The 26,652-nt window shown below is 44.5% G+C and carries 22 protein-coding genes and 3 tRNA genes; 12 read left to right on the forward strand and 13 right to left on the reverse strand.

Annotated features, from left to right (window positions below; genetic code table 11):
* Nucleotides 1-76, reverse strand: a tRNA-Asn gene (locus tag L865_RS0121420).
* 771 nt (nucleotides 77-847) lie between these two features.
* Between L865_RS0121420 and uvrB the strand changes: the two genes are divergently transcribed.
* Complete coding sequence (gene uvrB, locus L865_RS0121425; protein ID WP_028775095.1) at nucleotides 848-2,869, forward strand: excinuclease ABC subunit UvrB; 2,022 nt, start codon at nucleotides 848-850, stop codon at nucleotides 2,867-2,869.
* Nucleotides 2,870-2,953: 84 nt separating this feature from the next.
* Here uvrB and rrtA read toward each other — a convergent pair whose 3' ends face one another.
* Both rrtA and queC read right to left on the reverse strand, forming a co-directional pair.
* Nucleotides 2,954-3,541, reverse strand: a complete 588-nt coding sequence (gene rrtA, locus L865_RS0121430; RefSeq protein ID WP_028775096.1) for a rhombosortase — start codon at nucleotides 3,539-3,541, stop codon at nucleotides 2,954-2,956.
* A 3-nt stretch (nucleotides 3,542-3,544) separates the two neighbouring features.
* Entirely contained in the window at nucleotides 3,545-4,228 is a 684-nt protein-coding gene (gene queC, locus L865_RS0121435; protein ID WP_028775097.1) for a 7-cyano-7-deazaguanine synthase QueC, read from the reverse strand.
* A 167-nt stretch (nucleotides 4,229-4,395) separates the two neighbouring features.
* On the opposite strand from queC, the gene queE reads away from it, so the two are divergent.
* Nucleotides 4,396-5,064: a 7-carboxy-7-deazaguanine synthase QueE gene (gene queE / locus L865_RS0121440; protein WP_028775098.1), complete on the forward strand. Its 669-nt coding sequence runs from the start codon at nucleotides 4,396-4,398 to the stop codon at nucleotides 5,062-5,064.
* Here the strand turns inward: queE and L865_RS0121445 are convergent.
* The 3 genes from L865_RS0121445 to L865_RS0121455 all read right to left on the reverse strand — a co-directional run bounded on the left by L865_RS0121445 (nucleotide 5,061) and on the right by L865_RS0121455 (nucleotide 6,804).
* Nucleotides 5,061-6,113: a PLP-dependent cysteine synthase family protein gene (locus L865_RS0121445; RefSeq protein ID WP_028775099.1), complete on the reverse strand. Its 1,053-nt coding sequence runs from the start codon at nucleotides 6,111-6,113 to the stop codon at nucleotides 5,061-5,063. The two genes, queE and L865_RS0121445, sit on opposite strands and share 4 nt — an antisense overlap.
* A 492-nt stretch (nucleotides 6,114-6,605) precedes the next feature.
* Nucleotides 6,606-6,690 (reverse strand) — tRNA-Tyr (locus L865_RS0121450).
* A gap of 29 nt (nucleotides 6,691-6,719) precedes the next feature.
* Nucleotides 6,720-6,804, reverse strand: a tRNA-Tyr gene (locus L865_RS0121455).
* A gap of 125 nt (nucleotides 6,805-6,929) precedes the next feature.
* On the opposite strand from L865_RS0121455, the gene L865_RS0121460 reads away from it, so the two are divergent.
* From L865_RS0121460 to L865_RS0121470, 3 genes are all read left to right on the forward strand, one after another.
* Nucleotides 6,930-7,421, forward strand: a complete 492-nt coding sequence (locus L865_RS0121460; protein WP_028775100.1) for a VC2046/SO_2500 family protein — start codon at nucleotides 6,930-6,932, stop codon at nucleotides 7,419-7,421.
* Nucleotides 7,422-7,494: 73 nt separating this feature from the next.
* Nucleotides 7,495-7,779 carry a DUF406 family protein gene (locus L865_RS0121465; RefSeq protein WP_028775101.1) on the forward strand — a complete coding sequence of 95 codons (285 nt, stop codon included), beginning with the start codon at nucleotides 7,495-7,497 and terminating at the stop codon, nucleotides 7,777-7,779.
* 159 nt (nucleotides 7,780-7,938) lie between these two features.
* Entirely contained in the window at nucleotides 7,939-10,110 is a 2,172-nt protein-coding gene (locus L865_RS0121470) for a sensor domain-containing phosphodiesterase (RefSeq protein ID WP_028775102.1), read from the forward strand.
* A 26-nt stretch (nucleotides 10,111-10,136) separates the two neighbouring features.
* Here L865_RS0121470 and L865_RS0121475 read toward each other — a convergent pair whose 3' ends face one another.
* Nucleotides 10,137-10,625, reverse strand: a complete 489-nt coding sequence (locus tag L865_RS0121475; RefSeq protein WP_037471758.1) for a YchJ family protein — start codon at nucleotides 10,623-10,625, stop codon at nucleotides 10,137-10,139.
* Complete coding sequence (locus L865_RS0121480) at nucleotides 10,622-11,197, reverse strand: YybH family protein (RefSeq protein WP_028775104.1); 576 nt, start codon at nucleotides 11,195-11,197, stop codon at nucleotides 10,622-10,624. Before L865_RS0121480 ends, L865_RS0121475 begins: the two co-directional genes overlap by 4 nt.
* Nucleotides 11,198-11,366: 169 nt before the next feature.
* Here L865_RS0121480 and smrA point away from each other — a divergent pair, with 169 nt between their 5' ends.
* The gene (smrA, locus tag L865_RS0121485) at nucleotides 11,367-11,951 is read left to right on the forward strand and encodes a DNA endonuclease SmrA (RefSeq protein WP_051484738.1); all 585 of its coding nucleotides are present in this window, start codon (nucleotides 11,367-11,369) and stop codon (nucleotides 11,949-11,951) included.
* Nucleotides 11,952-11,980: 29 nt separating this feature from the next.
* Here smrA and L865_RS0121490 read toward each other — a convergent pair whose 3' ends face one another.
* Nucleotides 11,981-13,834, reverse strand: a complete 1,854-nt coding sequence (locus L865_RS0121490; RefSeq protein ID WP_028775106.1) for a M2 family metallopeptidase — start codon at nucleotides 13,832-13,834, stop codon at nucleotides 11,981-11,983.
* A gap of 197 nt (nucleotides 13,835-14,031) precedes the next feature.
* Between L865_RS0121490 and psrA the strand changes: the two genes are divergently transcribed.
* A complete protein-coding gene (psrA, locus tag L865_RS0121495) occupies nucleotides 14,032-14,676 on the forward strand; it encodes a TetR family transcriptional repressor PsrA (protein WP_028775107.1) in 645 nt (214 codons plus the stop codon).
* A gap of 10 nt (nucleotides 14,677-14,686) precedes the next feature.
* The gene (locus L865_RS0121500) at nucleotides 14,687-16,963 is read left to right on the forward strand and encodes an acyl-CoA dehydrogenase (protein ID WP_028775108.1); all 2,277 of its coding nucleotides are present in this window, start codon (nucleotides 14,687-14,689) and stop codon (nucleotides 16,961-16,963) included.
* 86 nt (nucleotides 16,964-17,049) lie between these two features.
* Here L865_RS0121500 and pyk read toward each other — a convergent pair whose 3' ends face one another.
* Both pyk and L865_RS0121510 read right to left on the reverse strand, forming a co-directional pair.
* Nucleotides 17,050-18,489, reverse strand: a complete 1,440-nt coding sequence (gene pyk, locus L865_RS0121505) for a pyruvate kinase (protein ID WP_028775109.1) — start codon at nucleotides 18,487-18,489, stop codon at nucleotides 17,050-17,052.
* A 183-nt stretch (nucleotides 18,490-18,672) separates the two neighbouring features.
* The gene (locus L865_RS0121510; protein WP_028775110.1) at nucleotides 18,673-19,527 is read right to left on the reverse strand and encodes a MurR/RpiR family transcriptional regulator; all 855 of its coding nucleotides are present in this window, start codon (nucleotides 19,525-19,527) and stop codon (nucleotides 18,673-18,675) included.
* 308 nt (nucleotides 19,528-19,835) lie between these two features.
* Between L865_RS0121510 and zwf the strand changes: the two genes are divergently transcribed.
* Genes zwf through L865_RS0121530 form a run of 4 tightly spaced genes read left to right on the forward strand, consistent with a single transcriptional unit; the run spans nucleotide 19,836 to nucleotide 24,518 of the window.
* Nucleotides 19,836-21,308, forward strand: coding sequence for a glucose-6-phosphate dehydrogenase (zwf, locus tag L865_RS0121515; protein ID WP_028775111.1), 1,473 nt, complete (start codon nucleotides 19,836-19,838; stop codon nucleotides 21,306-21,308).
* A gap of 12 nt (nucleotides 21,309-21,320) precedes the next feature.
* On the forward strand, nucleotides 21,321-22,019 hold the full coding sequence (gene pgl / locus L865_RS0121520) for a 6-phosphogluconolactonase (protein WP_028775112.1): 699 nt from the start codon (nucleotides 21,321-21,323) through the stop codon (nucleotides 22,017-22,019).
* A 9-nt stretch (nucleotides 22,020-22,028) separates the two neighbouring features.
* Nucleotides 22,029-23,855: a phosphogluconate dehydratase gene (edd, locus tag L865_RS0121525; protein ID WP_028775113.1), complete on the forward strand. Its 1,827-nt coding sequence runs from the start codon at nucleotides 22,029-22,031 to the stop codon at nucleotides 23,853-23,855.
* Between the two features lie 21 nt (nucleotides 23,856-23,876).
* The gene (locus L865_RS0121530) at nucleotides 23,877-24,518 is read left to right on the forward strand and encodes a bifunctional 4-hydroxy-2-oxoglutarate aldolase/2-dehydro-3-deoxy-phosphogluconate aldolase (protein ID WP_028775114.1); all 642 of its coding nucleotides are present in this window, start codon (nucleotides 23,877-23,879) and stop codon (nucleotides 24,516-24,518) included.
* Nucleotides 24,519-24,578: 60 nt separating this feature from the next.
* Here the strand turns inward: L865_RS0121530 and L865_RS24695 are convergent, their stop codons facing one another.
* Both L865_RS24695 and eco read right to left on the reverse strand, forming a co-directional pair.
* Nucleotides 24,579-25,667 carry a diguanylate cyclase gene (locus L865_RS24695; protein ID WP_084632615.1) on the reverse strand — a complete coding sequence of 363 codons (1,089 nt, stop codon included), beginning with the start codon at nucleotides 25,665-25,667 and terminating at the stop codon, nucleotides 24,579-24,581.
* Between the two features lie 159 nt (nucleotides 25,668-25,826).
* Nucleotides 25,827-26,402, reverse strand: a complete 576-nt coding sequence (eco, locus tag L865_RS0121540) for a serine protease inhibitor ecotin (RefSeq protein WP_245608479.1) — start codon at nucleotides 26,400-26,402, stop codon at nucleotides 25,827-25,829.
* Nucleotides 26,403-26,652: the final 250 nt, after the last annotated feature.

Below are 26,652 nucleotides of genomic sequence, written 5' to 3' on the forward strand. Positions count from 1 at the left end.
TGGCTCCCCAGACTGGACTCGAACCAGTGACATACGGATTAACAGTCCGCCGTTCTACCAACTGAACTACAGGGGAATCGTTAAAGCAACTCGTCGTTGAAGACGGAGCGCATATTAAAGCGCTCTTGAATTCGAGTCAACTCAGCAGCCAAAAAAAAGTGTAATTATGCTGTTAAGTGCTCATCTAATGCGCATCCTGACGTCTTAACAGGCAATTTGGTCATCAAGTATACTTTTCTTTAGTGGTTAGAGATAGATAGTTTGATTCATTTGTATGGATCAACTTCAGTAGCGTGTGGTTGTTTTAGTCAGCTTTAATCGCGCAGGCACTCAACTAGGAAAGCGCTTTCACTGTAAGCAAAGTTTCAAATGTAATTAAATTACACCATAGCAATAACCAAGTTCAATAAACGCTAATGGTCGTTAAAGTCCCGTGATAACTGGCCTTGTGGCACTTATCCACTAAATCTGTGGATAAACCTGTGAGTTATGTTTAAAAATGTGTTTCAAACCCTAGTAACAAGGGCATTGGACTTAAATTGCACACTTTTACTGGTTATTTTTTAATCCTTTTAAAAACAGGCGATTAGAAAAATCAATAACAATTTAATTTCCCGCTGTAAGCTGTTGCCAATATGTAACAGTTTCTCGGTCACTTCTGTGTATTAATTCGCTTGTTTTATTGGGTTTGTGGCTGTTTTTTGAGCTTTTGAGTGCTTATTTCGTGTTGTGTAAAACTTTCATTTTTCTATCATCAAAATGTCATCTCTCAAGGGTAGTAAAGGTTTGGCTTTCGTCGATGGTGTCGATTAAACTAATGCACTTGATTTTAAAGGAGTGGTGGTACGTGAGCGATTCTCAGTTTCAGTTAGCATCTCATTATACGCCTGCTGGCGATCAACCAACGGCGATTAAAAAATTAGTCGAAGGGTTGGAAGATGGCATTGCGCGGCAAACGCTGCTCGGGGTAACAGGCTCAGGCAAAACTTTCACTATTGCCAATGTGATCCAGCAGATGGCTCGGCCCACTATTATTATGGCGCCTAACAAAACGCTGGCTGCGCAGCTGTATGGGGAGATGAAAGAGTTTTTCCCAAATAACGCGGTAGAGTATTTTGTTTCTTACTATGATTATTACCAGCCTGAAGCCTACGTGCCTTCTACTAATACCTTTATTGAAAAAGATGCATCGGTAAATGCCCACATTGAACAAATGCGCCTATCTGCGACTAAGGCACTATTAGAAAGAAAAGATGTTGTGTTAATCGCTTCGGTGTCGGCAATTTACGGTTTGGGCGATCCTGACTCCTATATGAAGATGCTGCTGCATCTACGTCAGGGCGATTACATGGGACAGCGAGATATCTTAACTCGCTTGAGTGAGCTGCAGTACACCCGCAATGATATCGAACTGCAACGTGGTACGTTTAGGGTACGTGGTGAAGTGATTGATATTTTTCCAGCCGAATCGGACCGCGATGCGATTAGAGTCGAGTTGTTTGATGATGAAATTGAACGCTTAAGTTTATTTGACCCGTTAACAGGTCATATCAACCAACGCATTGCGCGAACGACTGTGTATCCTAAGAGCCATTATGTTACGCCGCGTGAAAAAGTGCTGGCCGCCACCGAAGAGATAAAAGAGGAGTTGCGGTTACGTCGCCAGGAGCTACTTGACAACAATAAGCTTATCGAAGCGCAGCGAGTCTCTGAACGGGTGCAATACGATATAGAGATGATGACCGAGTTAGGCTATTGCAGCGGCATTGAGAACTACTCTCGCTATCTCTCTGGCCGTCGGCCGGGGGAAGGTCCACCGACCTTGCTTGATTATCTCCCAGCGGACGGGTTACTGATCATTGATGAAAGTCATGTTACCGTGCCGCAGATCGGTGCCATGTATAAAGGTGACCGCTCTCGAAAAACCAACTTAGTCGAGTATGGATTCCGCTTGCCGTCTGCATTAGATAATAGACCGCTTAAATTTGAAGAGTTCGAAACCTTAATGCCGCAAACCATTTTTGTTTCGGCCACACCCAGTGCTTATGAAATTGATAAGAGTGAAGGTGAAATTGCTGAGCAAGTGGTGCGCCCGACCGGATTGTTAGATCCGGAAATAGAAGTTAGGCCAGTTGCGATACAGGTTGATGACTTGCTTAGCGAAGTTGCCAAGCGGGTGGCGGTTAATGAGCGCGTATTAGTGACCACGTTAACTAAACGCATGTCAGAAGATCTCACCGAATATCTTGATGAACATGGCGTTAAAGTGCGCTATTTGCATTCCGATATTGATACGGTAGAACGGGTAGAAATTATTCGTGATCTACGTCTGGGTAAATTCGATGTACTCGTCGGGATTAACTTGCTACGTGAAGGCTTAGATATGCCAGAAGTATCGCTTGTGTGTATTTTAGATGCCGATAAAGAAGGCTTCTTGCGCTCAGAGCGTTCACTAATTCAGACGATTGGCCGCGCGGCACGTAATGTAAACGGTAAAGTGATTCTGTACGCTGATCGCATTACCGATTCGATGAAAAAAGCGATGGGAGAAACAGAGCGGCGCCGTATTAAGCAGCATCAACACAATCTTGATAACGGCATAACTCCAAAGGGCGTGGTCAAGAAAATTACTGACGTCATGGATGTGGGGGATAGTGGTGAGCAGCAAGATGCAACCGCTCGCACCCAGGCATCTAAAGTCGCTAGCCCGCAAGGCCACTATCAAGTGGATGATGCCGCTTCACTCAGTCATCGTATTGATGCGTTGGAGAAGCAAATGCATGAACATGCTAAGAACCTTGAATTTGAACAAGCAGCGGCGCTCAGGGATCAAGTCAAACAACTGCGTGAAGCACTTATTAGTGCATAAACAAGCCTGAGCACGGCTATCAATAGTCGTGCTCAAAGTTTTCTTGTTTGGAGTAAGCGAGCTTTCTAGGAACGCCTTTAAAAGCTAGCTTTTAGCGGTGGGGTTAGGCCAGCGTGTTATGGCCAGGTAACCGATGAAAACTAACACGCCTGCTAGCACACCAATGAGATGGGACTCGGTTGCAACTCTTGCGTTGATTAAATTTGATACCTGTTCGGTGGCACCATTGACCTGCTCATAGGTGACTTTTGCAATCACTCCTAGTAACAGTAGGTAGCCAGCTTTCATTTTGTGTTGAATTTCTTTCAAGGCACCAAACGTAAAGTAGCCATGTAAAATGCCGCTTAAGCCCACGTAGCCAATTAGACTTGGGTAAAACAGGTGCAAGCCTAAGCCTTCTAACAGTGATAGTGAGGCGAATAGAATAAGTAGCCCTTTGCCATTATAAAAATGATAGTGCAGGGCGGTAATCACCCACATACCAGCTAAGTTCATTATTAGATGCCAATGGTTGGTGTGCAGATAGTTACCACTAATCAGGCGCCACCATTGGCCGCTATCGATTTGTACTCGCTGGTAATTAAGCAAGTCACTTACCGGCATAAAATACATCAATACACTGAACAACGTAATAATGACAACGCTAAGCACACTGGCTGGTATCGATTTCAACTGTTAGCCTTTTTGCTCAAGCTGTTGCATGACTTGCGCTTGATTATTGAGGTAATCATCTAAGCCTTTTTGGCGTAACAAACAAGCTGGGCAGGTACCACAACCACTGCCAATAATCCCGTTGTAACAGGTGAGAGTTTGATCTCGTACTAATGACAGTTGTTGATATTTGTCAGCTAATGCCCAAGTTTCTGCTTTATTTAACCACATTAACGGAGTGACGAGTGCCAGCTTTCGGTCCATGCCTTGTTCTAGCGCTGATTGCATGGCTTTAATAAATGAGTCACGACAATCGGGATAACCAGAAAAGTCGGTTTCACAAACACCGGTGATCACAGCTTGCGCGCCAATTTGATAGGCATATATGCCCGCTAGGGTAAGAAGCAGGATATTACGGCCAGGAACGAAGGTATTTGGTAAGCCATTATCCATCAACTCATTGGATACTGGGATATCATCTCGGGTCAGTGCTGAAATCGCCAATTCGTTGAGCATGGTAACATCAAGCACTTTATGGCTTTTTAATCCCAACTGTTGGCCGAGTGTTTTGGCAACTTCAATTTCTTGACGATGGCGTTGACCATAATCAAAGGTAATAGCGTGTACTTCATCATATTGGGTTAATGCTTGTACTAGACAGGTTGTGGAGTCTTGACCTCCACTAAATACCACGACAACTTTCGACATACAGACTCACGGGTAGAAATTTTGCCTATAGTGTAACTGACCGCTATGGCCTTGTAACTATCCTTGTTTGCTTAGCGCGGGTACTAAATAGCCGAGTGATCTAGGCTAAAGACTTGCTTGTTGCCTTAAAATCTTCTATAAAAGCCGCCCCAGTGTTTGAGGTAACTATGAATTATCCTGTTAACGAAGTATTTGAAACCATTCAGGGCGAAGGTATGTTTACCGGCGTCCCCGCCATTTTTGTTCGCTTGCAGGGTTGCCCTGTAGGTTGCGCTTGGTGCGATACGCAGCATACCTGGGAAAAGCTTGCCCAAAACCAAGTGTCGCCAGAGCAGGTAATTCAGGTTGATGGCAGCATAGGTCGTTGGTCAGAAATGACAGCGCAAGCGCTCATCGGCCATTTCACTAGAATGGGATTTAGCGCCAGACATGTAGTGATCACCGGTGGTGAGCCTTGTATGTATGATTTGCAAGATTTAACTACAGCGCTCGAGCAGGCAGGTTACCGCTGCCAGATTGAAACCAGTGGGACTTTTGAGGTTAACTGCAGCGCAGATACTTGGGTGACAGTATCGCCTAAGATCAATATGAAAGCGGGTATGATTGTGCGCCAAGATGCGTTGCAGCGTGCCAACGAGATTAAACACCCTGTTGGGTTGATGCGTCATGTTGAAGAGTTGGATGCTTTAGTAGCAGACATTGATACCACCGATAAGGTCATGTGCTTGCAGCCTATTAGCCAGAAGGCAAGAGCCACTGAGCTGGCTATGCAGGTCTGTATTGATCGCAATTGGCGTTTATCAATTCAGACCCACAAATACCTTAATATTGATTAGTCTTCGTTAAAAAATGGGCTAAGCAGCGCTTCGTATTCACTAGTATCACCAATATTGTTAGCTACCCATTCGTCGTTATAGTAGGTATCGAGATAACGCTCTCCGGCATCGCAGAGCAAGGTTACAATGGAACCCTGTTGTTGATTTTGCTGCATCTGTTTCGCCAACATTAATACGCCGTATAAATTGGTACCAGTTGAAGGGCCGGTTTTGCGGCCAATGGATTTTTCCAACAATCTTATACAGGCGATAGAAGCGGCATCGTCAACTTTGATCATATGATCGACCACCCCAGGAATAAAAGACGGCTCAGCTCTAGGGCGGCCGATACCTTCTATTCGACTACCATTATCACACGTCAGTGTGGTATCCCCAGTTTTAAAGTAATCAAAAAACACCGAGTTTTCGGGGTCGACTACACATAGCTGAGTGGTCTCTTGCTGGTAGCGAATATAGCGACCAATGGTCGCCGAAGTGCCGCCAGTACCGGGACTCATGACAATCCACGTTGGCGTTGGGTGGGGCTCTTTTTGCATTTGATCAAAGATGGCGTTGGCAATGTTATTGTTACCACGCCAATCAGTTGCACGTTCAGCATAGGTAAACTGGTCCATATAGTGACCATTGAGCTCCTTGGCTAACCGTTGTGATTCAGCATAGATTTCGCTTGAATGGTCAACAAAATGGCATTGGCCGCCATAGAATTCTATCTGTTGTACTTTCTTTTTGGCTGTGCTTTTTGGCATAACGGCAATGAAAGGCAGGCCTAGTAATCTTGCAAAGTAGGCTTCTGAGACTGCCGTACTACCTGAGGATGATTCTATGATGGTGGTTTGCTCTTGGATCCACCCATTACACAGTCCATAAAGGAAGAGTGAGCGGGCAAGGCGGTGTTTCAAACTGCCTGTTGGGTGGGTACTTTCATCTTTTAGATAAATATCGATGCCAGAAAGTGCAGGTAGAGTTAGCTTAATTAAATGTGTATCAGCACTACGTTGAAAGTCCGCTTCTATTTTGCCTATCGCTTGATTGACCCACTGATTTGCCATCTACTACCTCTTATTCAAAAATTGACACTTAAATATAGCTCTAAGCTATATGTAATAACCTATGGGAATGAGTATAAGCACTCCATAGTCTAATTACGACCTAAGAAAGCTAGAAAAGTTTGCATTTTTGTTGGCAGATTGAGATTAAGGCGCAGAGGCTAATGCAACGCACCAGGAAGTGATTAATGTGAAAGGGGTGGCAATAGCGATATCTCGAGCGTGAACTTCTATTAACTGCTAAAGGCTTTTTACTGGGCTCATGGCTTTTTACAGCGCTAATGGCTTTATACAGGAGTAATGGCTTTTATACGTAGCGAATGGTTTATAGCGGGCTAATGGCTTTATAGACGTCAAACAGCAAGATAAGATTATGCAGCGATGACTAACTGTGAACAATGGTATGTTTTGCAATGTAGCGAGCGTGGAAAATGAAGCAGAAAATTGTTGCGTAAGAGATTTACTTAAAGGTAAGGGAGCCAAGCAAGAGAAAAATGGTGGAGGGAGAAGGATTCGAACCTTCGAAGGCTGAGCCGTCAGATTTACAGTCTGATCCCTTTGGCCACTCGGGAACCCCTCCACAGATTTTCTATTCAATTGTAGTAAAGATGGTGGAGGGAGAAGGATTCGAACCTTCGAAGGCTGAGCCGTCAGATTTACAGTCTGATCCCTTTGGCCACTCGGGAACCCCTCCTCAATTGCGGCGGCAATAGTAGTCAGAAACGTCGCTGCTGTAAAGACCCAATTTAAACTTTTTACTAAAGTTCGCTATCAAGTGGTCGATAAAATACCAAAGAGTTGTTTTGTTGATGTTTTTTTATGCGAACTAATGAGTTATTAATCAATGAGTCACATTTAGGTACGCGCTTAAATGGGGCAGTATCCGGTGCTCGTCGCGGTGAGTTTGCGCTGCTGTTGGCTTTAATGTCGAGTGATGCGCGCGATATGGCGCAATTTTTGGCCCGGAGCAATGACGACGCCGATACCAACAAGCTAAGGGCACAGTTTGAATTGGGGCCAGAGCAACCAATAGTGACCCATTTTGAACAAGCGCAAGTGATAGATAATAGCGGCGAGTATCAACGGGCTGGTTTAGCGGCCTTTCGTTTAAAGCAAAGCCTGCGACCAGAAGCTTTGGTTAACCGTGGTGAGGTAGAATCTGCAATGGTAGAAGTGTTGGCTAATACCGACCCTAGTGCGCGAATGGGTTATCTCAACCCCAATCAAGCTAAAAGTGAAATATATTCTCAAGTCCCCCATTTTTCAGAACAACTAATTGCTCAACGTCAGTTTGCAGAATTAATAGTGTGATTTCGTGAGCTTGAATTAGATAGAGTGGCAAATAGTCGATATACTTGGTCAGGTCAATATCTCGGAGAGTACGATGAAAAATATTCAGCAACGCCAATCTGACTTAGTTAATGATACTTGCAATGACTGTGGTAGTTATGCCGATATTGGTGCAGTAATAGACGAACATGATACGGTGTTAATATTACAGTACAGCCTTGAACAGCAGCAAACTGTTGATGAATTAGTCACTAAGGCTCAGTCTCGTTTTGACGACGTCAGGGCAGATATCACCCAAGATGACGCTATGTTGACATTAAAGTTACAATTTCAATTTAGTGCCGAAAAAATGATTTTTCAGTTAGAAAATCATATTTAGTGCATATTGATACCGCCTAGAGTTGCCATTATGTAAATAAATCGTGTAGGCTGGTTCACTTATCAATAAATAATATAATTATTAAACACTTTACCGTCATTGAATAAGGATAAAGTGACTGACGAGCGTATTTTGACTTGTCATTTTTTAGGGATACATGTGAAGACGCGAGATTATCAACACTTGTTGGAGTTGATCGTTAACTCCACTGCGAAGCAAGAAGGTGATTTTACCCGAACGGCCGAATTAGCGACGGAGTTGTTGTGTCAGCAACTCGCCGTTAAGCATGTCGGCGTGTCAGCAATCTGCAGTGATACCGATGCAACCACAGAAATTGCGACCTACGGACCACAGTTTAAACACCAAGTGGTTCGCCCTCAGCCAAGCTTATGTGCAAACTATCTGCTTGAGTTAAAATCTAAGCGCCATATTGCCTCCGATGATACTAAATCAGATCCACGACTGAGTGAATTTGCCGAAGCCTATTTTAAGCCTCGTGGTATCAATGCTAGCCTTGAAGTCGCTATTCGCATTAATGGCCGTTTAGAGGGCGTCTTGTATCTTGAGCGCAAGGATTTCTTGGCTTGGACTGAAAGCGAAATACACATCGCGTCACAAGTGGCGGACCAATTAGCGCTGACATTAGCCACCCATAATGCTTATGAGAAAGATGAGCGACTCACTTTACTTTCAAGCGCCATGGAACAATCAGAGCAAATTAGCATGCTAGTTAATTTGCGCACCGATATTATCGAGTATGTCAATCAAGCCCATGAAGTGATATCCGGCACGCCGCTGAGTAAAGTCAAAGGTAAATCGGTTTTACGCTTAGACTTTTTTAGACAACACCCTGAAATGGCTAATGCCGCACTGAGCCGAGTAAAAGAGGGCATAGTTGCCAAAGGGGAGACGGAGATCACCCGCTCTAATGGCGAGCGCTATTGGCTAAGGTTCAGTGCAAAACAGTTTATTACTCAACGCGGTAATCATTATGCATTGATCTGCGCTGAAGATTGTTCTGAGGAGATGAGTTATAAAACGGATTTGGAGCGTTTAGCCTGGCGCTGCTCGCTAACCGGTTTGTACAATCGCTCATTTTTTAATAAAGAACTGGATAAATGCACTGAAGGGCATCTATTTCTTGTCGATCTACGTGGCTTTAAGCGATTTAACGATACTTATGGCCATGAGAAGGGGGACGAGTTACTCATAGAAATAGCGCGGCGCTTGCGCCATTTTGCTCGCGTAAATAAAACTGAGCTGCTGGCCCGTGTAGGAAGTGACGAATTTGCACTCATCGTCAAGTCGCCAGCTCAAGCAGGTGACTTAGACTACTTATTAAAACGTCTCTACCACCAGCTATCGCAGTCGGTGCTAATTGGCCGAGATAATGTCGATCCTAAACCTGCCATCGCGATAGTGGATATTGCATCAGTTGAGCAACTGTTCGCACCGTTAACCTGCGCTGATATCGCGCTGCAGTATGCTAAAAAGAAGCAGTCAGATGCGATTCAAGTATTTAACAATGCGTTACTTAATGCCTTTAAAGAAGATGCGCAGATAGAGCGCGACTTACAAACTGCACTGCGCAGTCGAGAATTTGAACTCTATTATCAACCGTTAAAAGATTTACGCAGTCAGAGCTACATTGGTGCTGAGGCGCTGATTCGTTGGCATCACCCCAAAAAAGGCGTGTTGTATCCAGGTGCATTTATCGATATTGCTGAGCAAACAGGCATGATCACCGCCATTGGGGAATGGGTGCTAGAAGCCGCTTGTCGCCAGCTTAATTTGTGGCAACATCATGATGTCACCATTTCTATGCATGTGAATGTGTCTGCGCGGCAGTTCTTTAGCGGCAATTTGTATGATCAAGTGTGGGAAATGCTAACGCGTTATCGTATTAAGCCTGGCACCTTAATACTGGAGATCACTGAAACTGAGTTAATGGAAGATATCGTCTACGCGACTAATTTGTGTAAGGAGCTCTCGGATCTAGGAGTAGGGCTCGCTATTGATGATTTTGGTACCGGTTACAGTTCAATGCGCTACCTAAAGCAGTTCCCCATTAGCAAACTTAAGATTGATCGCTCTTTTATTTCTGATTTAAGCGTCAGCCATGAAAGCCGCGAAATTGTCAGTGCTATTATCGCAATGGCATCTGCGTTGAATATTTCCTTAACGGCCGAAGGGGTGGAAACCCAAGAGCAAGAAGCCTTCTTGGCCGATCACCTTTGTCATCAGGCTCAAGGGTTTTTGTATAGCCCAGCGTTAAGAGAAGCTGATTTTAGTGCCTTTCTTAGCCAGGAGCAGGGGATGTTAGTTCATTAACACCTAGGTAGTGAACGGCAGGCTTATTAGCCTTTATTCATACAGCATTGTTTAAACTTTTTGCCGCTGTGACAGACACAAGGCATATTGCGTTTTGGCGGCACCGCCTTGAACTGTTTACCACTTGTATACCACCAGCGCTGCTGCTCAAATACAAAATCTGATTGCTCATGAATGGCATCCAATCCATGTTCTGCAAGGTACCAAGCCTGAAAGGTCACACTGCCTTTTGTCTGCTGGTTAGCAGAACTTATCACCTGTAAACCAATCCATTGAGTTGCTTCTTGCTCATCTAATACCTGTTTGGTTAACCCACCTAAATAGTCTCCATGGTGAGTATCGATTAGATATTGATGTTGCTGCAACACAAAAGCACTATAGCGGCTGCGCATTAACGTTTCTGGGTTGTTGGCTAATGAATGACCTAAATGGTAGGGCTCACAACAGTGGGTGTAGGGTGTTCGTTGCCCTTGTTGCTGTTGACCGCAAGGGCATAAAAGAGGCTTTTGATTCACTTTGATTGGGCACTTTCCAAAGAGGGTAACGCACTGAATTGGCGACCGTAATAAAGGTTAGGTGTTGGCTTTGCATTGAAATAAAATGACGGGTCAGAGCGGTTACTTGTATCAACGGTGAGGACCCATTGACCATTTTGTTTTTTCTTCGATACATTGACAAATTTACCAGAGAACTCGCTTACTGGCTCACCCGCATCGACTGGCGGATGGAAGCGAATAAGGTAGTAGCCAATATCGGTGGCATTTTTCGATTCCATTTGTCGTTCAATGACTCTGAAATCCACTTCAATTCGCGCATTTTTGTGTTTAATCTTACCGAAGAACTTATTGTACAGGTCGAGAATGTTCTCTTTCCCCATGGTAATTTCTTTGCCTTGGCTTTCTGGTATATAGCAGGCATTGTCATCGTAAACACTGGCTAGCTTATCAGTATCTAAATGCTCAAATGCCTCGGTAAACTGCACATAAAAATGATTAAGCGCTTTATGCTCATCATTGCCAGCTTGTAGAGCAGAGCTGAATAGTGTTGCGAGGACAAATAGGCTTAACAAGGGTTTAAAAGCGGTCATTAAGTTTTCAAAGTTGCCAATACTATTGATACTATAATGGATGGTGCAATTGATCTAAAGTTATAGATCTTAACAAAGTGTGTATTTAAGGCAGTTAACCTTACATTAATGCCCTTGCCGTTTAATTTAGCGTATATTGTCCTAGCTCCGTTGTATTAAGAGGCCGATTATGAAAGATGATGCTGCGCTATTTCTAGCTGAAATGGCTGATGTAAAGCCATTAACACAAGATGGCTCTGTCTTGCCACAGACTAAGGTCGATAACAGCGCTCAACAATTAAAATTACAGCGTTCACGGCTGGCGTTGCAGTTACAAAAGCTAACCATAGAACCTGGTTCGATCGCCCCAACCAAGCCCGATGACATTTTGAGTTTTAAAAACCAAGGTGTGCAAAAAGCAGTATTTAAACAGTTCAGGTTAGGACACTACCCGGTTCAGGCGAGTATCGATATTCATCAATTCAGCGTTATTAAGGCCCGCAGTGAGTTGCTAGAATTTTTAACCCATGCAAAGCAGATGGAATGGCGCAATGTGCTGGTGATTCACGGTAAAGGTGAAAAAAGTCGACCTTTTCCAGGTTTGATGAAATCTTTTGTCAATGACTGGCTGATGAATATCGAGGGAGTCATGGCGTTTCACAGTGCCCCACAACTGATGGGGGCAACGGGTGCATTATTAGTGATGTTGGAAAAATCAGCGAATCAAAAAATGATCGCCCGTGAGACTAATTACAAAGGTGCTGGAGTAAGATAGCCTGCTAATCAGCAGGCTATCGTTTTAAACTACCATCCACATTGGCGGTTTGCGTTTTGGTTTTGTTCATCTAACCAAGTTTGTAGAGGCGCAAAGTAATCAAGTACAGCCGACGCATCCATTTCTTCTTTACCGGTGACGACGGCTAGCGCTTGAGGCCAAGGCTGGCTTTGTCCCATTTCTAACATGGTATTAAGCTTCGCGCCTGCCTGCTCATTGCCGTAGATACTGCAGCGGTGCACAGGGCCTTCATTGCCGGCAATATCACATAGCGCTTTGTGAAATTGGAACTGCAAAATATGGGCTAGGAAGTAACGAGTGTAGGGCACATTACCCGGTACATGATATTTAGCGCCGGGATCAAAGTCAGTTTCATTACGCTCAGTCGGCGCCATCACACCTTGGTATTTTTGTCGTAATTCCCACCAAGCCTTGTTGTAGTCTTGGGGTTGGATTTCACCACTGAACACTTTCCAGCGCCATTGATCAATCATCAAACCAAATGGCATAAATGCGACTTTATCGAGTGCTTGTTTTAATAGTAAGCCAATATCTTTTGAGGCGTCGGGCACATCATCAAGCAGGCCAATTTGTTTTAAATAACTAGGGGTAATACTTAGGGCAATGGTGTCGCCGATCGCTTCGTGGAAGCCGTCATTAGCGCTGTTTTTAAAAATAAAGGGCTGAGATTTGTAGGCGCGTTGATAGTAATTATGACCCAGTTCGTGGTGTATCACGGTAAAGTCTTCAGCTGTTTTTTGAATGCACATTTTAATACGGATATCGTCTAGATTATCCAGGTCCCAAGCTGACGCGTGACAGACGACATCTCTGTCTTGAGGTTGCACAAACAGCGAACGTTGCCAGAAAGTTTCAGGTAATGGCTCAAAACCAAGCGATGAGAAAAACTGTTCGGCTTGTTGTACCATTTTAATTTCATCATAGCCATGTTGAGCTAATAGCTCAGTGACATCATACCCGGGATCGGCATTATCTGGCGCGACAGTATTATAAACATTGCCCCATTGCTGGGCCCACATATTACCTAACAGGTGAGCGGGAATCGGGCCTTGCTCAGCCACAACGTCATCACCATATTTTTGGTTTAACTCTCCGCGAACATAACAGTGTAACGACTCATATAAAGGCTGCACTTGGCCCCAAAGACGATCAAGCTCGGCTGAGAATTCATCGGGTTGCATGTCGTATTGACTACGCCAAAGTTCTGAGAGGTTAGCGTAACCGAGATCTTTTGCCCCTTCATTGGCGAGCTCGACTTCGCGTTCAAACAAAGATCGCATCGGTTTGGCGATTTCACGCCAACCTTGCCACACCTCTAACAAAAGTGCCGGATCGGCGGATTCACCCATAATGGCAGAAAGCTCGGGCTGGGTTAAACAACGACCATCCTCAAAGCAATATTTACCTTTGCCGTATAAGCCATTCAGCTCTGAACTGATCTTTGCCAGCTCGGCATTCTTGGCAGGGTCTAATGGAGCGGGCAGCACTAAAGAACTACGTAAAATATTGAGTTTACGTTTATTAACCTCATCTAGAGGCAGTTCGGCATATTGTGCAGCTTGAGTAGCAAACTGAACGGAGGTAGCAATCTGCTTCTCAGCGACTTTAGCTGACAACGCTGCCGTATCATCGGTAATAAAATTGCTGTATATCCACTCGGCGCGGTTTTGTTCAATGGAGATTGCGGCCAGTTCCGCCTCAGCGCTGTTAATAAAGGCTTTAGCCTCGGCAATTGTCGGTTTTTCACTATGGTTTTCAATTTGGCCTTGATCGCTATTTTCTTTATTGTTTGAGCAAGCTGTTGAGACTAAGCTAAGCGCAATTGCAGCGCTGACTAAGGTCAGTTTTGATGGGAGCATCATGTTTATTTCATCCTTGTTATTCTTTTCACAAATAGTTTACCTATTTTTAGACTGGATAATAGCTTTTGCCGAGTCTGTACAACAAAAAACGTATTTACCTAGCTAAAGCACCCGCTAAGCAGCAATTAAGTTTGACAATAAGTGAACTAGTGTTTAATTTAAACGCACGTTTTAAATAACATCTACAAGGTCACGGAATGGCTAATCGATCCGACACAAAAACAAGAATATTGGATGCTGCTGAAAAGCTATTTGCTGAGCGTGGTTTTTCTGAAACATCTTTACGATTAATCACCAGTAAAGCGGAAGTTAACTTAGCGTCTGTCAATTATCATTTTGGTTCCAAAAAAGAGCTTATTCGTGCGGTGCTTGCTCGCTATTTAGATAGGTTTATGCCTGCGGCTGCGGCAGAGATTATCAAGTTGCAGCAGGACAACACCGCCAGCTTGGACGATATATTTTCCTGCTTGGTGCAGCCATTGTTAGATCTTAATGATTTTAAGACAGAAGGGACTCGTACCTTCTTACAACTGCTAGGCCGTGGCTATATTGAAAGCCAAGGTCACTTACGTTGGTTCATTACCACCCACTATGGCGAGTACTTATCAGAGTTTGTTAAAGCCGTCGCGGATAGTGCACCACATATTCCCCCAGCAGAGATGTTTTGGCGACTACACTTTACCTTAGGTACTGTTGTATTCACTATGGCATCGGCTGATGCGTTAACAGAGATCGCTGAAGCTGATTTTGGTGAACATAATGATATCGAAGATGTGATCCGCAAGGTTATTCCCTATCTATCTGCGGGTGTTGCTGTTCCTATAGCAACAAAAACGGCTTAGGAGTGCTTGTATGACCCTGTTTATTTTAGTGCTATTGATTATTATTGTGCTGTTTACGGTAAAGAATATCCGTATGCAGTTCATCACGCGTCCGGTGTTTAGTTTTTTTAAAAAAGTGCTACCACCGTTATCGGCTACTGAGAAAGAGGCGATGGAAGCGGGTGATGTATGGTGGGAAGGTGAGCTGTTTAGAGGTAAGCCTAACTGGGATACATTACACAGTTATGGTAAGCCTCAACTGAGTGCTGAGGAAAAAGCGTTCATCGACAATCAAGTCATGACCGCACTGACGATGATCGATGATTTTGATATTGTTCAAAATCGTAAAGATTTACCACCGGAACTTTGGGAATATTTTAAGAAAGAGGGCTTTTTTGCGCTGATTATTCCTAAGCAGTATGGCGGACGCGCTTTTTCAGCTTATGCTAATTCTACGATTGTCAGTAAGCTGGCAAGCCGCAGTGTCAGTGCTGCTGTATCTGTTATGGTACCCAACTCACTGGGGCCAGGAGAACTGCTGACTCATTATGGCACCCAAGAGCAGCGCGATCATTGGTTGCCATTATTAGCAACAGGTGAAGCCGTTCCTTGTTTCGCGTTAACTGGTCCTGAAGCGGGGAGCGACGCCGGTGCCATTCCAGATGAAGGTATTGTTTGTCGCAAAGAGGTAAATGGTGAGTCGGTATTAGGCTTGTCACTGACTTGGGATAAACGTTATATCACGCTAGCGCCAGTGGCGACTGTATTAGGGTTAGCGTTTCAAATGCGCGACCCTGAAGGCTTACTGGGTGGCGATGAAGATTTAGGCATTACTTGCGCTTTAATTCCTACCGATCATGACGGCGTTGAAATTGGCCGTCGCCATAACCCGCTAAATATGGGCTTTATGAATGGCACAACAAAGGGTGAAGATGTCTTTATTCCATTGGATTGGATTATTGGCGGCCCACAATATGCCGGACGTGGTTGGCGCATGCTGGTTGAATGTTTGTCAGCAGGACGGGGGATCTCTTTACCTGCATTAGCCACAGCATCGGGTCATACGGCGACTAAAACAACGACTGCTTATAGTTATGTTCGGCACCAGTTTGGCCTTGCAATTGGTCAGTTTGAAGGCGTACAAGAAGCGCTTGCTCGTATCATTGCTAATACCTACCAGCTTGAGGCGGCTCGACGCTTGACCACTACTGGTATTGACTTGAAAGTTAAACCATCAGTTGTGACTGCGATTGCCAAATATCATATGACAGAGTTAGGCCGTGATGTGATTAATGACGCGATGGATATTCAGTCAGGTAAGGGCATTCAGTTAGGGCCAAAAAATTATCTTGGTCACGGACATATGGCTACGCCGATTTCAATTACCGTTGAAGGCGCCAATATTCTTACCCGCAGCTTGATGATTTTTGGCCAAGGTGCGACACGTTGTCATCCTTATGTACTTGCAGAAATGGAAACCGCTGCGATGGACAATGAGGCTGATGCGTTAGAGCGTTTTGACTCGTTGCTGTTAGGTCATATGGGTTATGCGTCACGTAATGGCGTGCGTGCCTTTATCAGTGCATTAACTGGTAGCCGCTTTAATACTGCACCAGTCTCTGGTGTGACTAAACAGTATTATAAAGATATGACTCGGGTTTCATCAGCGCTAGCGCTAATGACCGATCTATCAATGTTAATGTTGGGTGGAGATTTAAAACGCAAAGAGATGCTATCTGCAAGAATGGGCGATGTACTCAGTGAACTCTACTTAGCCTCAGCAACGTTAAAGCTGTTTGAAGATAACGGCCGTCAGCACGACGATTTACCGGTAGTACATTATGTGATGCAACTGCGTCTAAAGAATGCGGCAAGTGCACTGCAAGGGGCGATACGTAATTTCCCTAACCCTGTTGTTGCTTGGGTAATGCGGATTGTTATGTTCCCACTTGGTAATCATTTTAATGGTCCAAGCGATGCATTAGCGACTGAGCTTTGCCAATCTATGTTGCAACCTGGGCCTGCGCGTGATCGGCTTACCTTTCTTTGTCCCGACTTTGAAGGTGATAAGGGCGGAATTGCCGAAGTTGAAGCGGCATTTATCGCACAGCATCAATGTAAGAGCATTTATGCCAAATTGAAGCAAGGCCAAAAAGCAGGTTCGCTGCCTAGAAAGCTCACTAACTTAGCGCTATTTGAAGCCGCAAAAGCGCAAAATATCATTAGTGAGGATGAGCACAAGCAATTGCTAATCGCTAACGAGTTACGTCTCGATGCTATTCATGTTGATGACTTTGAATCACTTTAAGTAAAACAATAATAAAAAAGGAACGCAATGCGTTCCTTTTTTTATGGCTTAATGTCAGTCAAACTTAAATCAAAGCGCTAGCTTGATTAAGCGACGATAAGCACCTTACAGGTATTGGTGCCGCCAATGGTTTCCATTGCATCACCTTTGGTCATCAATACCATATCGCCACTTTGCAGATCACCGCTAGAGGCTAGGGCATCAAGCGCTTTTTGCGCCAGTTCATCAGCCCCATATTGGGTTGAATCAAAATGCACTGGCTTAACACCGCGATAAAGTGCCATTTTAGCCAAGGTAACGTCATGACGCGATAAGGCATAAATAGGCAATGCTGAGCTAATACGAGACATGAGTTGTGGCGTTGCGCCAGATTCAGTTAGCGCAACAATCGCTTTGACACCTTCTAAATGGTTAGCTGCATACATAGTCGATAACGCAATGGTTTCTTCAACCGAACTGAATTTCTCATCCAGTCTGTGTTTCGACACTTGTACACTTGGGTGCGCTTCAGCACCAAGACAAACATTTGCCATCGCTTGAACGGTTTCTTCTGGGAAGTCACCTGCTGCTGTTTCTGCGCTGAGCATTACGGCATCTGTGCCATCAAGTACCGCGTTAGCTACATCCATGACTTCTGCACGAGTTGGCATCGGGCTGGTGATCATTGACTCCATCATTTGAGTGGCAGTAATGACGCTTTTATTCAGTTGGCGAGAGCGGCTGATTAGTTTTTTCTGCACAGCAACAAGTGCAGGATCTCCAATTTCAACACCAAGGTCACCACGAGCAACCATTACCGCGTCAGATGCAAGAATGACATCATCCATCGCTTCGTCGCTGACAACGGCTTCTGCACGTTCAACTTTAGAGACGATAAGTGCTTGGCTGCCGGCTTGTTGTGCCAGCTCGCGAGCATAATTAAGATCGGCACCACTACGTGGGAATGATACTGCTAGGTAATCCACCTTAATTTGCGCCGCAGTCACGATGTCACGTTTGTCTTTTTCAGTCAGTGCAGCTGCTGAAAGTCCGCCGCCTTTCTTATTAACGCCCTTATTGTTAGATAGGGGACCGGTAACGGTAACTGAGGTATGGACCTTTTTACCTTCTACGCGTTCAACTTTAAGTTGTACACGGCCGTCATCTAACATCAGGATATCGCCAATGGCTACATCATCTGGTAGTGCTTTGTAGTCGATACCAACTTGGTTTTCATCACCTAAGCCTTTATCTAGCTCTGCATCTAAGACAAAAGCTTGGCCTAATTCAAGTTGAACTTTCTTGTTATCTTTAAAGGTAGATACGCGGATCTTTGGACCTTGTAGATCGCCAAGAATAGCAACATGAACACCGAGCTCTTTGGCGATGTTGCGAACATCTGTCGCGCGTTTTAAATGATCTTCTGGTGAGCCGTGAGAGAAGTTTAAGCGAACAACATTAGCGCCGGCTTTGATGATACGTCTAAGGTTATCATCTCTGTCGGTTGCGGGACCCAAAGTCGTAACAATTTTGGTTCTGCGGAACATGACATACTCCGTTAAGTTTTAATTAATCTAACCCTATCTTAACAGACAATATTAAGTTTTGTAGGAAAATTACGAACAAATTGATCTATTTCAATATTATAGTTTTGTGACGTGATTCATTCATTTGGGTAAAAAAAAGCGCAAGGGAAGCCCCTTGCGCCTTATTTTTGTTACTAAACTGACTTAAATTATCGGATCTTTATCGATACGAGATTCTTTTAGCACCTCTTTAACGCGCTTGAGACTCTCTCTGAAGCGAGGTCCACGTCTTAGGGTGAAACCGGTCGCGAGTACATCAATAATCACTAATTGAGCCAATCTAGACGCCATAGGCAGGTACATGTCGGTATCTTCTGGTACTTCCATGGTCACTGGCAGTGTACATTCGGTTGAGAGCGGAGAGTTACGTGCAGTAATTGCAATGACCGCAGCGCCGTTTTCACGTGCTAACCTTGCTATGTCTATCAATGACTTAGTTCTACCTGTGTGGGAAATCAACACCACAACATCACCTTCTGCACTGTTAATACAGCTCATACGCTGCATCAATACGTCATCAAAACAGATCACAGGTACGTTAAAGCGGAAGAACTTATTCTGTGCATCATGGGCGACAGAAGCAGACGCGCCCAAGCCAAAGAATGAGATTTTCTTAGCCTGAGTAAGAATATCAACCGCTTTATTTATGGCTGCGGTATCCATACTTTGGCGGGCTGTATCTAGCGATGCCATGGAAGATTCGAATATCTTAGTGGTATAAGAATCCGGGCTATCGTCCTCTTCTACATGGCGGCTGACATAGGGCGTACCGTTGGCCAAGCTTTGCGCTAGATGCAGCTTAAAGTCAGGGAAGCCCTTAGTATCCAGGCGGCGGCAGAATCGATTCACAGTGGGCTCGCTGACATCAGCCATTTTGGCTAAGGTGGCGATACTTGAGTGAATGGCTGTTTGCGGTGAAGCCAAAATAACCTCGGCCACTTTGCGTTCAGACTTACTAAAATGGGTTAGGCTCTTTTGAACCTTTTCTAGGGTATTCATATGCGTACATCCACTCGATAGTAATGTAATTATATTTATTCTTTTATGTCATTAACGAACCAAACAAGAAAGTGCTAAAGTTTGGCTTGTATGGCGAATTATGATTTAACTACTTGTCAAAGTTTCTACTAGATATAGTAATTTAATCACAAAAAGCATATCAGATTTTGACCGCTTGTTGCTAGTTTACAAAACAGCGTTTTTTTATAAAATTTAGATGCAATTAACAGTTTCTGTTGTTATATTACAACAAACATGTGAAAACCTCATTGAAATGTGGACACAGCGAAATAGGAGATTTAGCAGCTATGGGCATAACAACACCAGAAGCCAAAGCTTGTGATTTTGTGCTATTCGGTACTAAGGGTGATTTGGCTAGACGTAAGTTGCTGCCTTCGCTTTACCAGTTGGATAAAGCGGGTTTGTTAAGCGAAGAAACAAAAATATTGGGTGTCGCTAAAGACGCATTTACCCAAGAAGAGTATCAAGAGTTAGTCAGTAAAGCGTTAAACAGTTTTGTTAAAGAGCCATTATGTGACGACACGCTACCACGCTTTATGAAACGTTGTGTTTATATAGGCACTAACTTTACCGACGCCGATGGCTACGCTGCTTTCCATGACGTATTAGAACCAGAAAAGCGGGTTATGGTGAATTACTTTGCCGCACCACCTGCAATTTTCGGCGATATCTGTCGCTGCCTTCACGAACAAAACCTTATCCTTCCTGATACACGTGTTGTCCTCGAAAAGCCAATTGGCTCAGATCTCGCCTCGTCTAAAGTGATTAATGATCAGGTCTCGGCTTACTTCAATGAAAATCAGGTTTACCGTATTGACCATTACTTAGGTAAGGAAACGGTACAAAACCTTATTGCGCTGCGTTTCGCTAACTCATTGTTTGCATCCAAATGGGATAACCGCACCATAGATCATGTACAGATCACGGTTGCAGAAGAAGTCGGTATTGAAGGGCGTTGGGGCTACTTTGATAAAGCGGGCCAGATGCGCGACATGATCCAGAACCACTTATTACAAGTGCTAACCTTGGTAGCGATGGATCCCCCAGTCAATCTAGATGCAGACAGTATTCGTGATGAAAAAGTCAAAGTGCTTAAATCATTACGTGAAATCAATTCTGACAACATTTATGAAAATACCGTGCGCGGTCAATACTCCTCGGGTTTCTTAAAAGGTGCACCAGTGCCTGGTTACCTTGAAGAAGAGGGCGCGAATACCCAATCTAATGCGGAAACTTTTGTTGCTTTACGCGTAGATATCGATAACTGGCGTTGGGCTGGTGTACCGTTTTACCTACGCAGTGGCAAACGTATGCCAACCAAGAGTTCTGAGATTGTGGTGTATTTTAAAAATCCGCCGCATAACTTATACCGCTCTAGTTACCGCAACCTGCCACCAAATAAGCTGACTATTCGTTTGCAGCCCCATGAAGGCGTTGAAATTCAAATGATGAATAAGGTGCCGGGTCTTGAGCAAAAGCAACGCTTACAAACCACCAAATTAGATTTAAGTTTCTCGGATACTTTTAAAAATGATCGTATCGCTGATGCGTACGAGCGTCTATTGCTAGAAGCCATGTTAGGTAATCAGGCATTGTTTGTTAGACGCGATGAAGTCGAGCAAGCTTGGAGTTGGGTCGATGGCATTATCCAGTCTTGGGAACAAAGTAATGAAAAACCTAAGCCCTATCCAGCCGGCAGTTGGGGTCCTGTGGCTTCAGTAGCTTTGATAGCCAAAGACGGCCGTTCGTGGGACGAATAAGGAAAACCAAGCATGATTAAAGAATCTGTATTCAAATCATTTGATGACAAAGCAGCGTTAGAAGCACAGTTGGCTAAACGCATTGCAGGTCAGCTACAAGATGCGATTGATAGTCGTGGTAAGGCCAGCCTTATTGTGTCAGGCGGCTCTACGCCGCTGCAGCTATTTAAGCTTCTAAGCAAGCAGGCGATTGAGTGGAAAGATGTCTGTATTACTTTAGCTGATGAGCGCTGGGTTGAGGCTGATGCCGCTGACTCTAACGAGCGTTTAGTTAGAGAACATCTGCTGCAGAACTATGCCAGTAGTGCCAAGTTTACCAGTTTGAAAAATATGTTTGCTACACCAGAAGAAGGCTGCTCGATGACTATTGAGCAGCTCGGTCACTTTCCAAAACCGTTTGATGTCGTTGTGCTTGGTATGGGCAATGATGGTCACACGTGTTCTTGGTTCCCGTGTTCTAAAGAAATTGATGATGCGCTTTCTACATCATCACTTTGTGTGGCAGTCAATCCCGGCGCAGCGCCTCATGCTCGCATTTCGCTGTCGAAAACCGCGATTTTAGCCAGCAGACAGATCTATTTACATATAGTGGGTGAGCAGAAGCTGACTGTTTACCGCCAAGCGTTAGAAAATGAAGACGCCAAGTCGATGCCAATACGTGCCGTGTTGGCTCAGCACAAAACCCCCGTCGACGTTTACTGGAGCGCTTAAGGAGATATCATGCACGCAGTAGTACAAGCTGTCACAGACAGAATTATTGAAAGAAGTAAGGAATCGCGCGCGAAGTACCTTGCAGCCATGAAAGAAGCCCGCCTTAAAGGTGTGCACCGTAGTAGTTTGAGCTGCGGTAACTTAGCCCATGGTTTTGCTGCGTGTAGCCCCAGTGAAAAAGATGCCATTCGTGGTTTAACTAAAGCTAATATCGGTATCGTGACTGCATTTAATGACATGTTGTCTGCGCACCAACCTTATGGTGAATATCCAGATTTACTTAAAGCGGCGTGTGCCGAAGTCGGCAGTGTGGCGCAAGTTGCTGGCGGTGTGCCAGCGATGTGCGATGGTGTGACCCAAGGCCAGCCGGGTATGGAGCTGAGCTTACTGAGCCGAGAAGTGATTGCGATGTCGACTGCTGTGGGTTTATCTCACAACATGTTTGACGGTGCATTATTGCTTGGTATCTGCGATAAAATCGTCCCAGGACTATTAATTGGTGCACTTAGCTTTGGTCACCTACCTATGTTGTTTGTACCCGCTGGACCAATGAAGTCTGGTATTCCAAACAAAGAAAAAGCACGAATTCGTCAAAAATTTGCTCAAGGGCAAGTTGACCGTGAGGCGCTGCTGGAGGCTGAATCAAAGTCTTACCACAGTGCAGGCACCTGTACGTTCTACGGTACGGCCAATAGTAACCAGTTGATGCTAGAAGTCATGGGCCTACAGTTGCCAGGCTCATCGTTTGTGAATCCTGATGATCCACTGCGTGAAGCGCTAAATAAAACTGCCGCTAAGCAAGCTTGTCGCCTAACAGAGCTCGGTACCCAGTATACGCCTATCGGTGAAGTGGTAAGCGAGAAGTCTGTCGTTAATGGCATTGTCGCGTTACTGGCTACTGGTGGTTCGACTAACTTAACCATGCACATTGTCGCTGCAGCTCGCGCGGCCGGTATTATCGTTAATTGGGACGATTTCTCCGAGCTTTCAGATTCTGTGCCTTTGCTGGCAAGAGTTTACCCGAACGGTCATGCAGACATTAACCACTTCCACGCTGCAGGTGGTATGGCATTGCTGGTTAAAGAGCTACTAGATGCTGGCTTACTACATGAAGATGTGAGTACGGTAGCGGGATCAGGTTTACGCCGTTACACCCAAGAGCCTCTTCTTATTGATGGTGAGCTGGTGTGGGTTGATGGTCCTACCGCAAGTTTAGACAGCGAAGCATTAACCACTGTTGATAAACCTTTCCAAGCCAATGGTGGCCTTAAACTGCTAAAAGGTAATCTAGGCCGAGCGGTGATCAAAGTTTCAGCGGTACAAGAGCAGCACCGCATTGTTGAAGCACCAGCAATTGTGATTGACGATCAAAACAAACTGGATGCGATGTTTAAAGCAGGCGATCTTGATAAAGATTGTGTGGTTGTAGTGAAAGGCCAAGGACCCAAAGCGGTAGGGATGCCAGAGCTACATAAACTCACGCCAATCTTGGGTACATTGCAGGATAAAGGCTTTAAAGTTGCGTTGTTAACTGACGGTCGTATGTCTGGTGCATCAGGTAAAGTACCTGCGGCTATCCACCTAACGCCCGAAGCGTTAGATGGCGGATTGATAGCCAAAGTCCAAAATGGTGACTTAGTGCGAGTGAATGCATTGACTGGAGAGTTGACGCTGTTGGTTGATGAGCAAGTACTAGCCGCTCGTGAAGCAGATAAAGTCGATTTGCGCAGCACAAGTTATGGTATGGGCCGAGAATTATTTAGCGCCTTACGTTCAAATTTAAGTAGCCCCGAAACCGGTGCTCGCTGCACATCTGCAGCTGACGAAATTTATTAATTTTAGAGGAAGAATAACGTAATGGTTGAGAATAACTGGTCAATACAGCCACAGGATATTTTTAAACGCAGTCCAATTGTTCCTGTAATGGTGATTAATAAAATTGAAGACGCGGTACCGCTAGCTAGAGCACTTGTTGCCGGCGGGATCAGTGTGTTAGAAGTCACGCTGCGCACGCCTTGCGCATTAGAGGCTATTACTAAGATAGCGAAAGAAGTGCCAGAGGCAGTGGTGGGTGCAGGTACCATTTTGAACGAGGAACAGCTGGATCAAGCCGTTGCAGCAGGCGCGCAATTCATTATCACTCCTGGTGCGACAGTGGGTTTGTTGAAAGCAGCCATGAAAGGTACCGTGCCGCTCATACCTGGTGTGGCCAGTATTTCTGAAGTAATGGAAGGCATGAGTTTAGGTTATAGCAACTTTAAATTCTTCCCAGCTGAAGCGTCAGGTGGTGTAAATGCACTTAAGGCGTTTTCTGGTCCGCTAGCAAACGTACGTTTCTGCCCGACAGGCGGTATTACCCCAAATAGCTATAAAGAGTATTTAGCACTTAAAAATGTCGATTGTATTGGCGGAAGCTGGATCGCGCCAACAGATGCGATGGAGCAAGGGGATTGGCAGCGTATTACCGATTTGTGTAAAGAAGCGATTGCTGGTATCTAAGTTGTAAATTGTTGACAAAAACTGAGGCTACCCTAAGGGTAGCCTTTTTTGTATCGCCCTTTAAGCAGCCTGATTGCAGCCTACTTTCACGCAATTGCGGCCACTTTCTTTCGCTAGGTACAAAGCTTTATCTGCTTGTATCAACAGGTCACGTAACTCAGCGTCTTCTGACTGGTTATCGGCTATGCCAAAACTTGCGGTACAAGCTAGAGACTCGCTGTCACTGATGGGAATTTGCTGTAATGCAATTTCTCTTCGCATTCTCTCTGCCGCATTTCGAGCATCAGATAACGATGTATTGGGCATAGCAATCACAAACTCCTCACCTCCAATTCTAGCGCATAGATCTTGCTCTCGACATAATGAACGCAACGTATCAGTGACACCAATTAAGCATTTGTCGCCGATAAGGTGGCCGTATTCATCATTGATGTTTTTGAAAAAATCTAAATCGAGTAGCACCAAAGAAAACGGCTGGCTGTTTTGCCGCGATTGAGAAAACAATGCTTTGCCTTCATCAAAAAAGCAGTGGCGGTTGGCAAGTTTGGTTAAAGAGTCCGTGCTTGCTTGTTTGATAAGACGTTGTTCATGGTGGTCAACTTGCTTGGCAAATAGATACAAGACAACGATCACTTCCAACATAGTAAACAGCACTACCGATTGGTAAAGCAGCCGGTTCATTTCATCGGTTAGGTGAATCAAGGGGGCATTATTGGGCGTATTTTCACAAACAAAAAATAGGATGATCGCTAAGCCACTTAAGATTAATTGCTCTCTGCGCTCTTTTAACTCGAACAACAAAAACGAACCGGTTGGTACCAGGAAGTAATACAAGTGAAAGCCACTTTCATTGGTCACATAAATGTTAGTACAGACCCAAAGGTGGACCATTAATATGCTAAAAAACCAAATTCGTGCGGCTTTTGGCCGATTGAACCTGTTTAGGACATTGGTGATGATATAAGCAAAGGTAAAAATGAGGTTGATAAAACCGACGGCATAGTTACCAATGATCAGTAAATAGTTTGTAGAGTACAGCAGCGAAATCAACACCGTGATTAGACCGATAATATTAGTCATTCTAATCCGGTTGGCCGATGAAAATGGCTGCTGTTGGGTACCCCAGTTTATTATTGTAGTTAGGTTCATCAGTGTGAAATATTGGTTACAGACCTGTAAATTGTATCAGAAATGGGGGGGCAAAAGGGCATCGGTTAGGTAAAAACCAGCTTGGTAGAAAAACGTTTTTAAGGTGAATAGCTTACGGTCTCGCCCCGGCTTAAATCGACCCGGGCGAGGTATACTGAATTAATTGCTATATTGATGTTGGTTATTAGACTGCCAAACTTTATAGCGTAACTGCGCACTTTCTGGGATGTAAAACACTTTAGGAAGACGGCTATCGTAATCAAGTGTTAATGAGTTCATCAAAGTAACAAACTCTCGAGTAGTCGCAGCGTCAGGACAAGCCATTAATGTGCTAGGTCCGGCGCTAATGCGATCAACTTGATAGTAGCTATAACCCCAACCTTGTACCGTTTGTTGCTGGATTTCTCCGCCTAAACGCTGCTTATTACAATCTTGTTGTTGCCACTGGCCAATCTCTATTTCCAGTTTATAGTCTTGCTCATCTACATGTTTAGGTAAAGTGATAACCACTTGTTTCATTCCCGAGTCGGGCGCAGGATACATCTTAGTTTGTTCGGTATTTTCATAACTATCGGGGTGAAAAGTATCTAAGCTTATCATTTGCTCTACCTGTGGTTTTTTAGGAGAGGTCGCTGCTGCGCCAAAAGTCACAACGCTTGATGCCAGGGTGACGGTCATTAATGTTGCTATTGCCAATTTAGTCATGGTGGTGTTACCTGTGTGATGTGTTTTCATTGTTGCTTGTTCCTATTAAAGTCAAATTAAGCTGCTTTTACTGATATAAACGGGTGAGATCCTAAAAAGGTTTTTTTTATTTCGATTTTTTATCTAGCGGCTAAAATACGTCAGTTCTGTGGTGAATTGTCAGTGGTTTAGTTGTTGGGTTAGGTGCTTGGGTTATCTTTTAGCACATTATTATTGTCCTATGGCTTGATAACAATGTTTTGCTCCGGTTTGCTGAAATATTAATCAAAAGTGCTGGCAA

Origin of the sequence: Shewanella waksmanii ATCC BAA-643 (assembly GCF_000518805.1) — a bacterium.
GTDB lineage: Bacteria > Pseudomonadota > Gammaproteobacteria > Enterobacterales > Shewanellaceae > Shewanella > Shewanella waksmanii.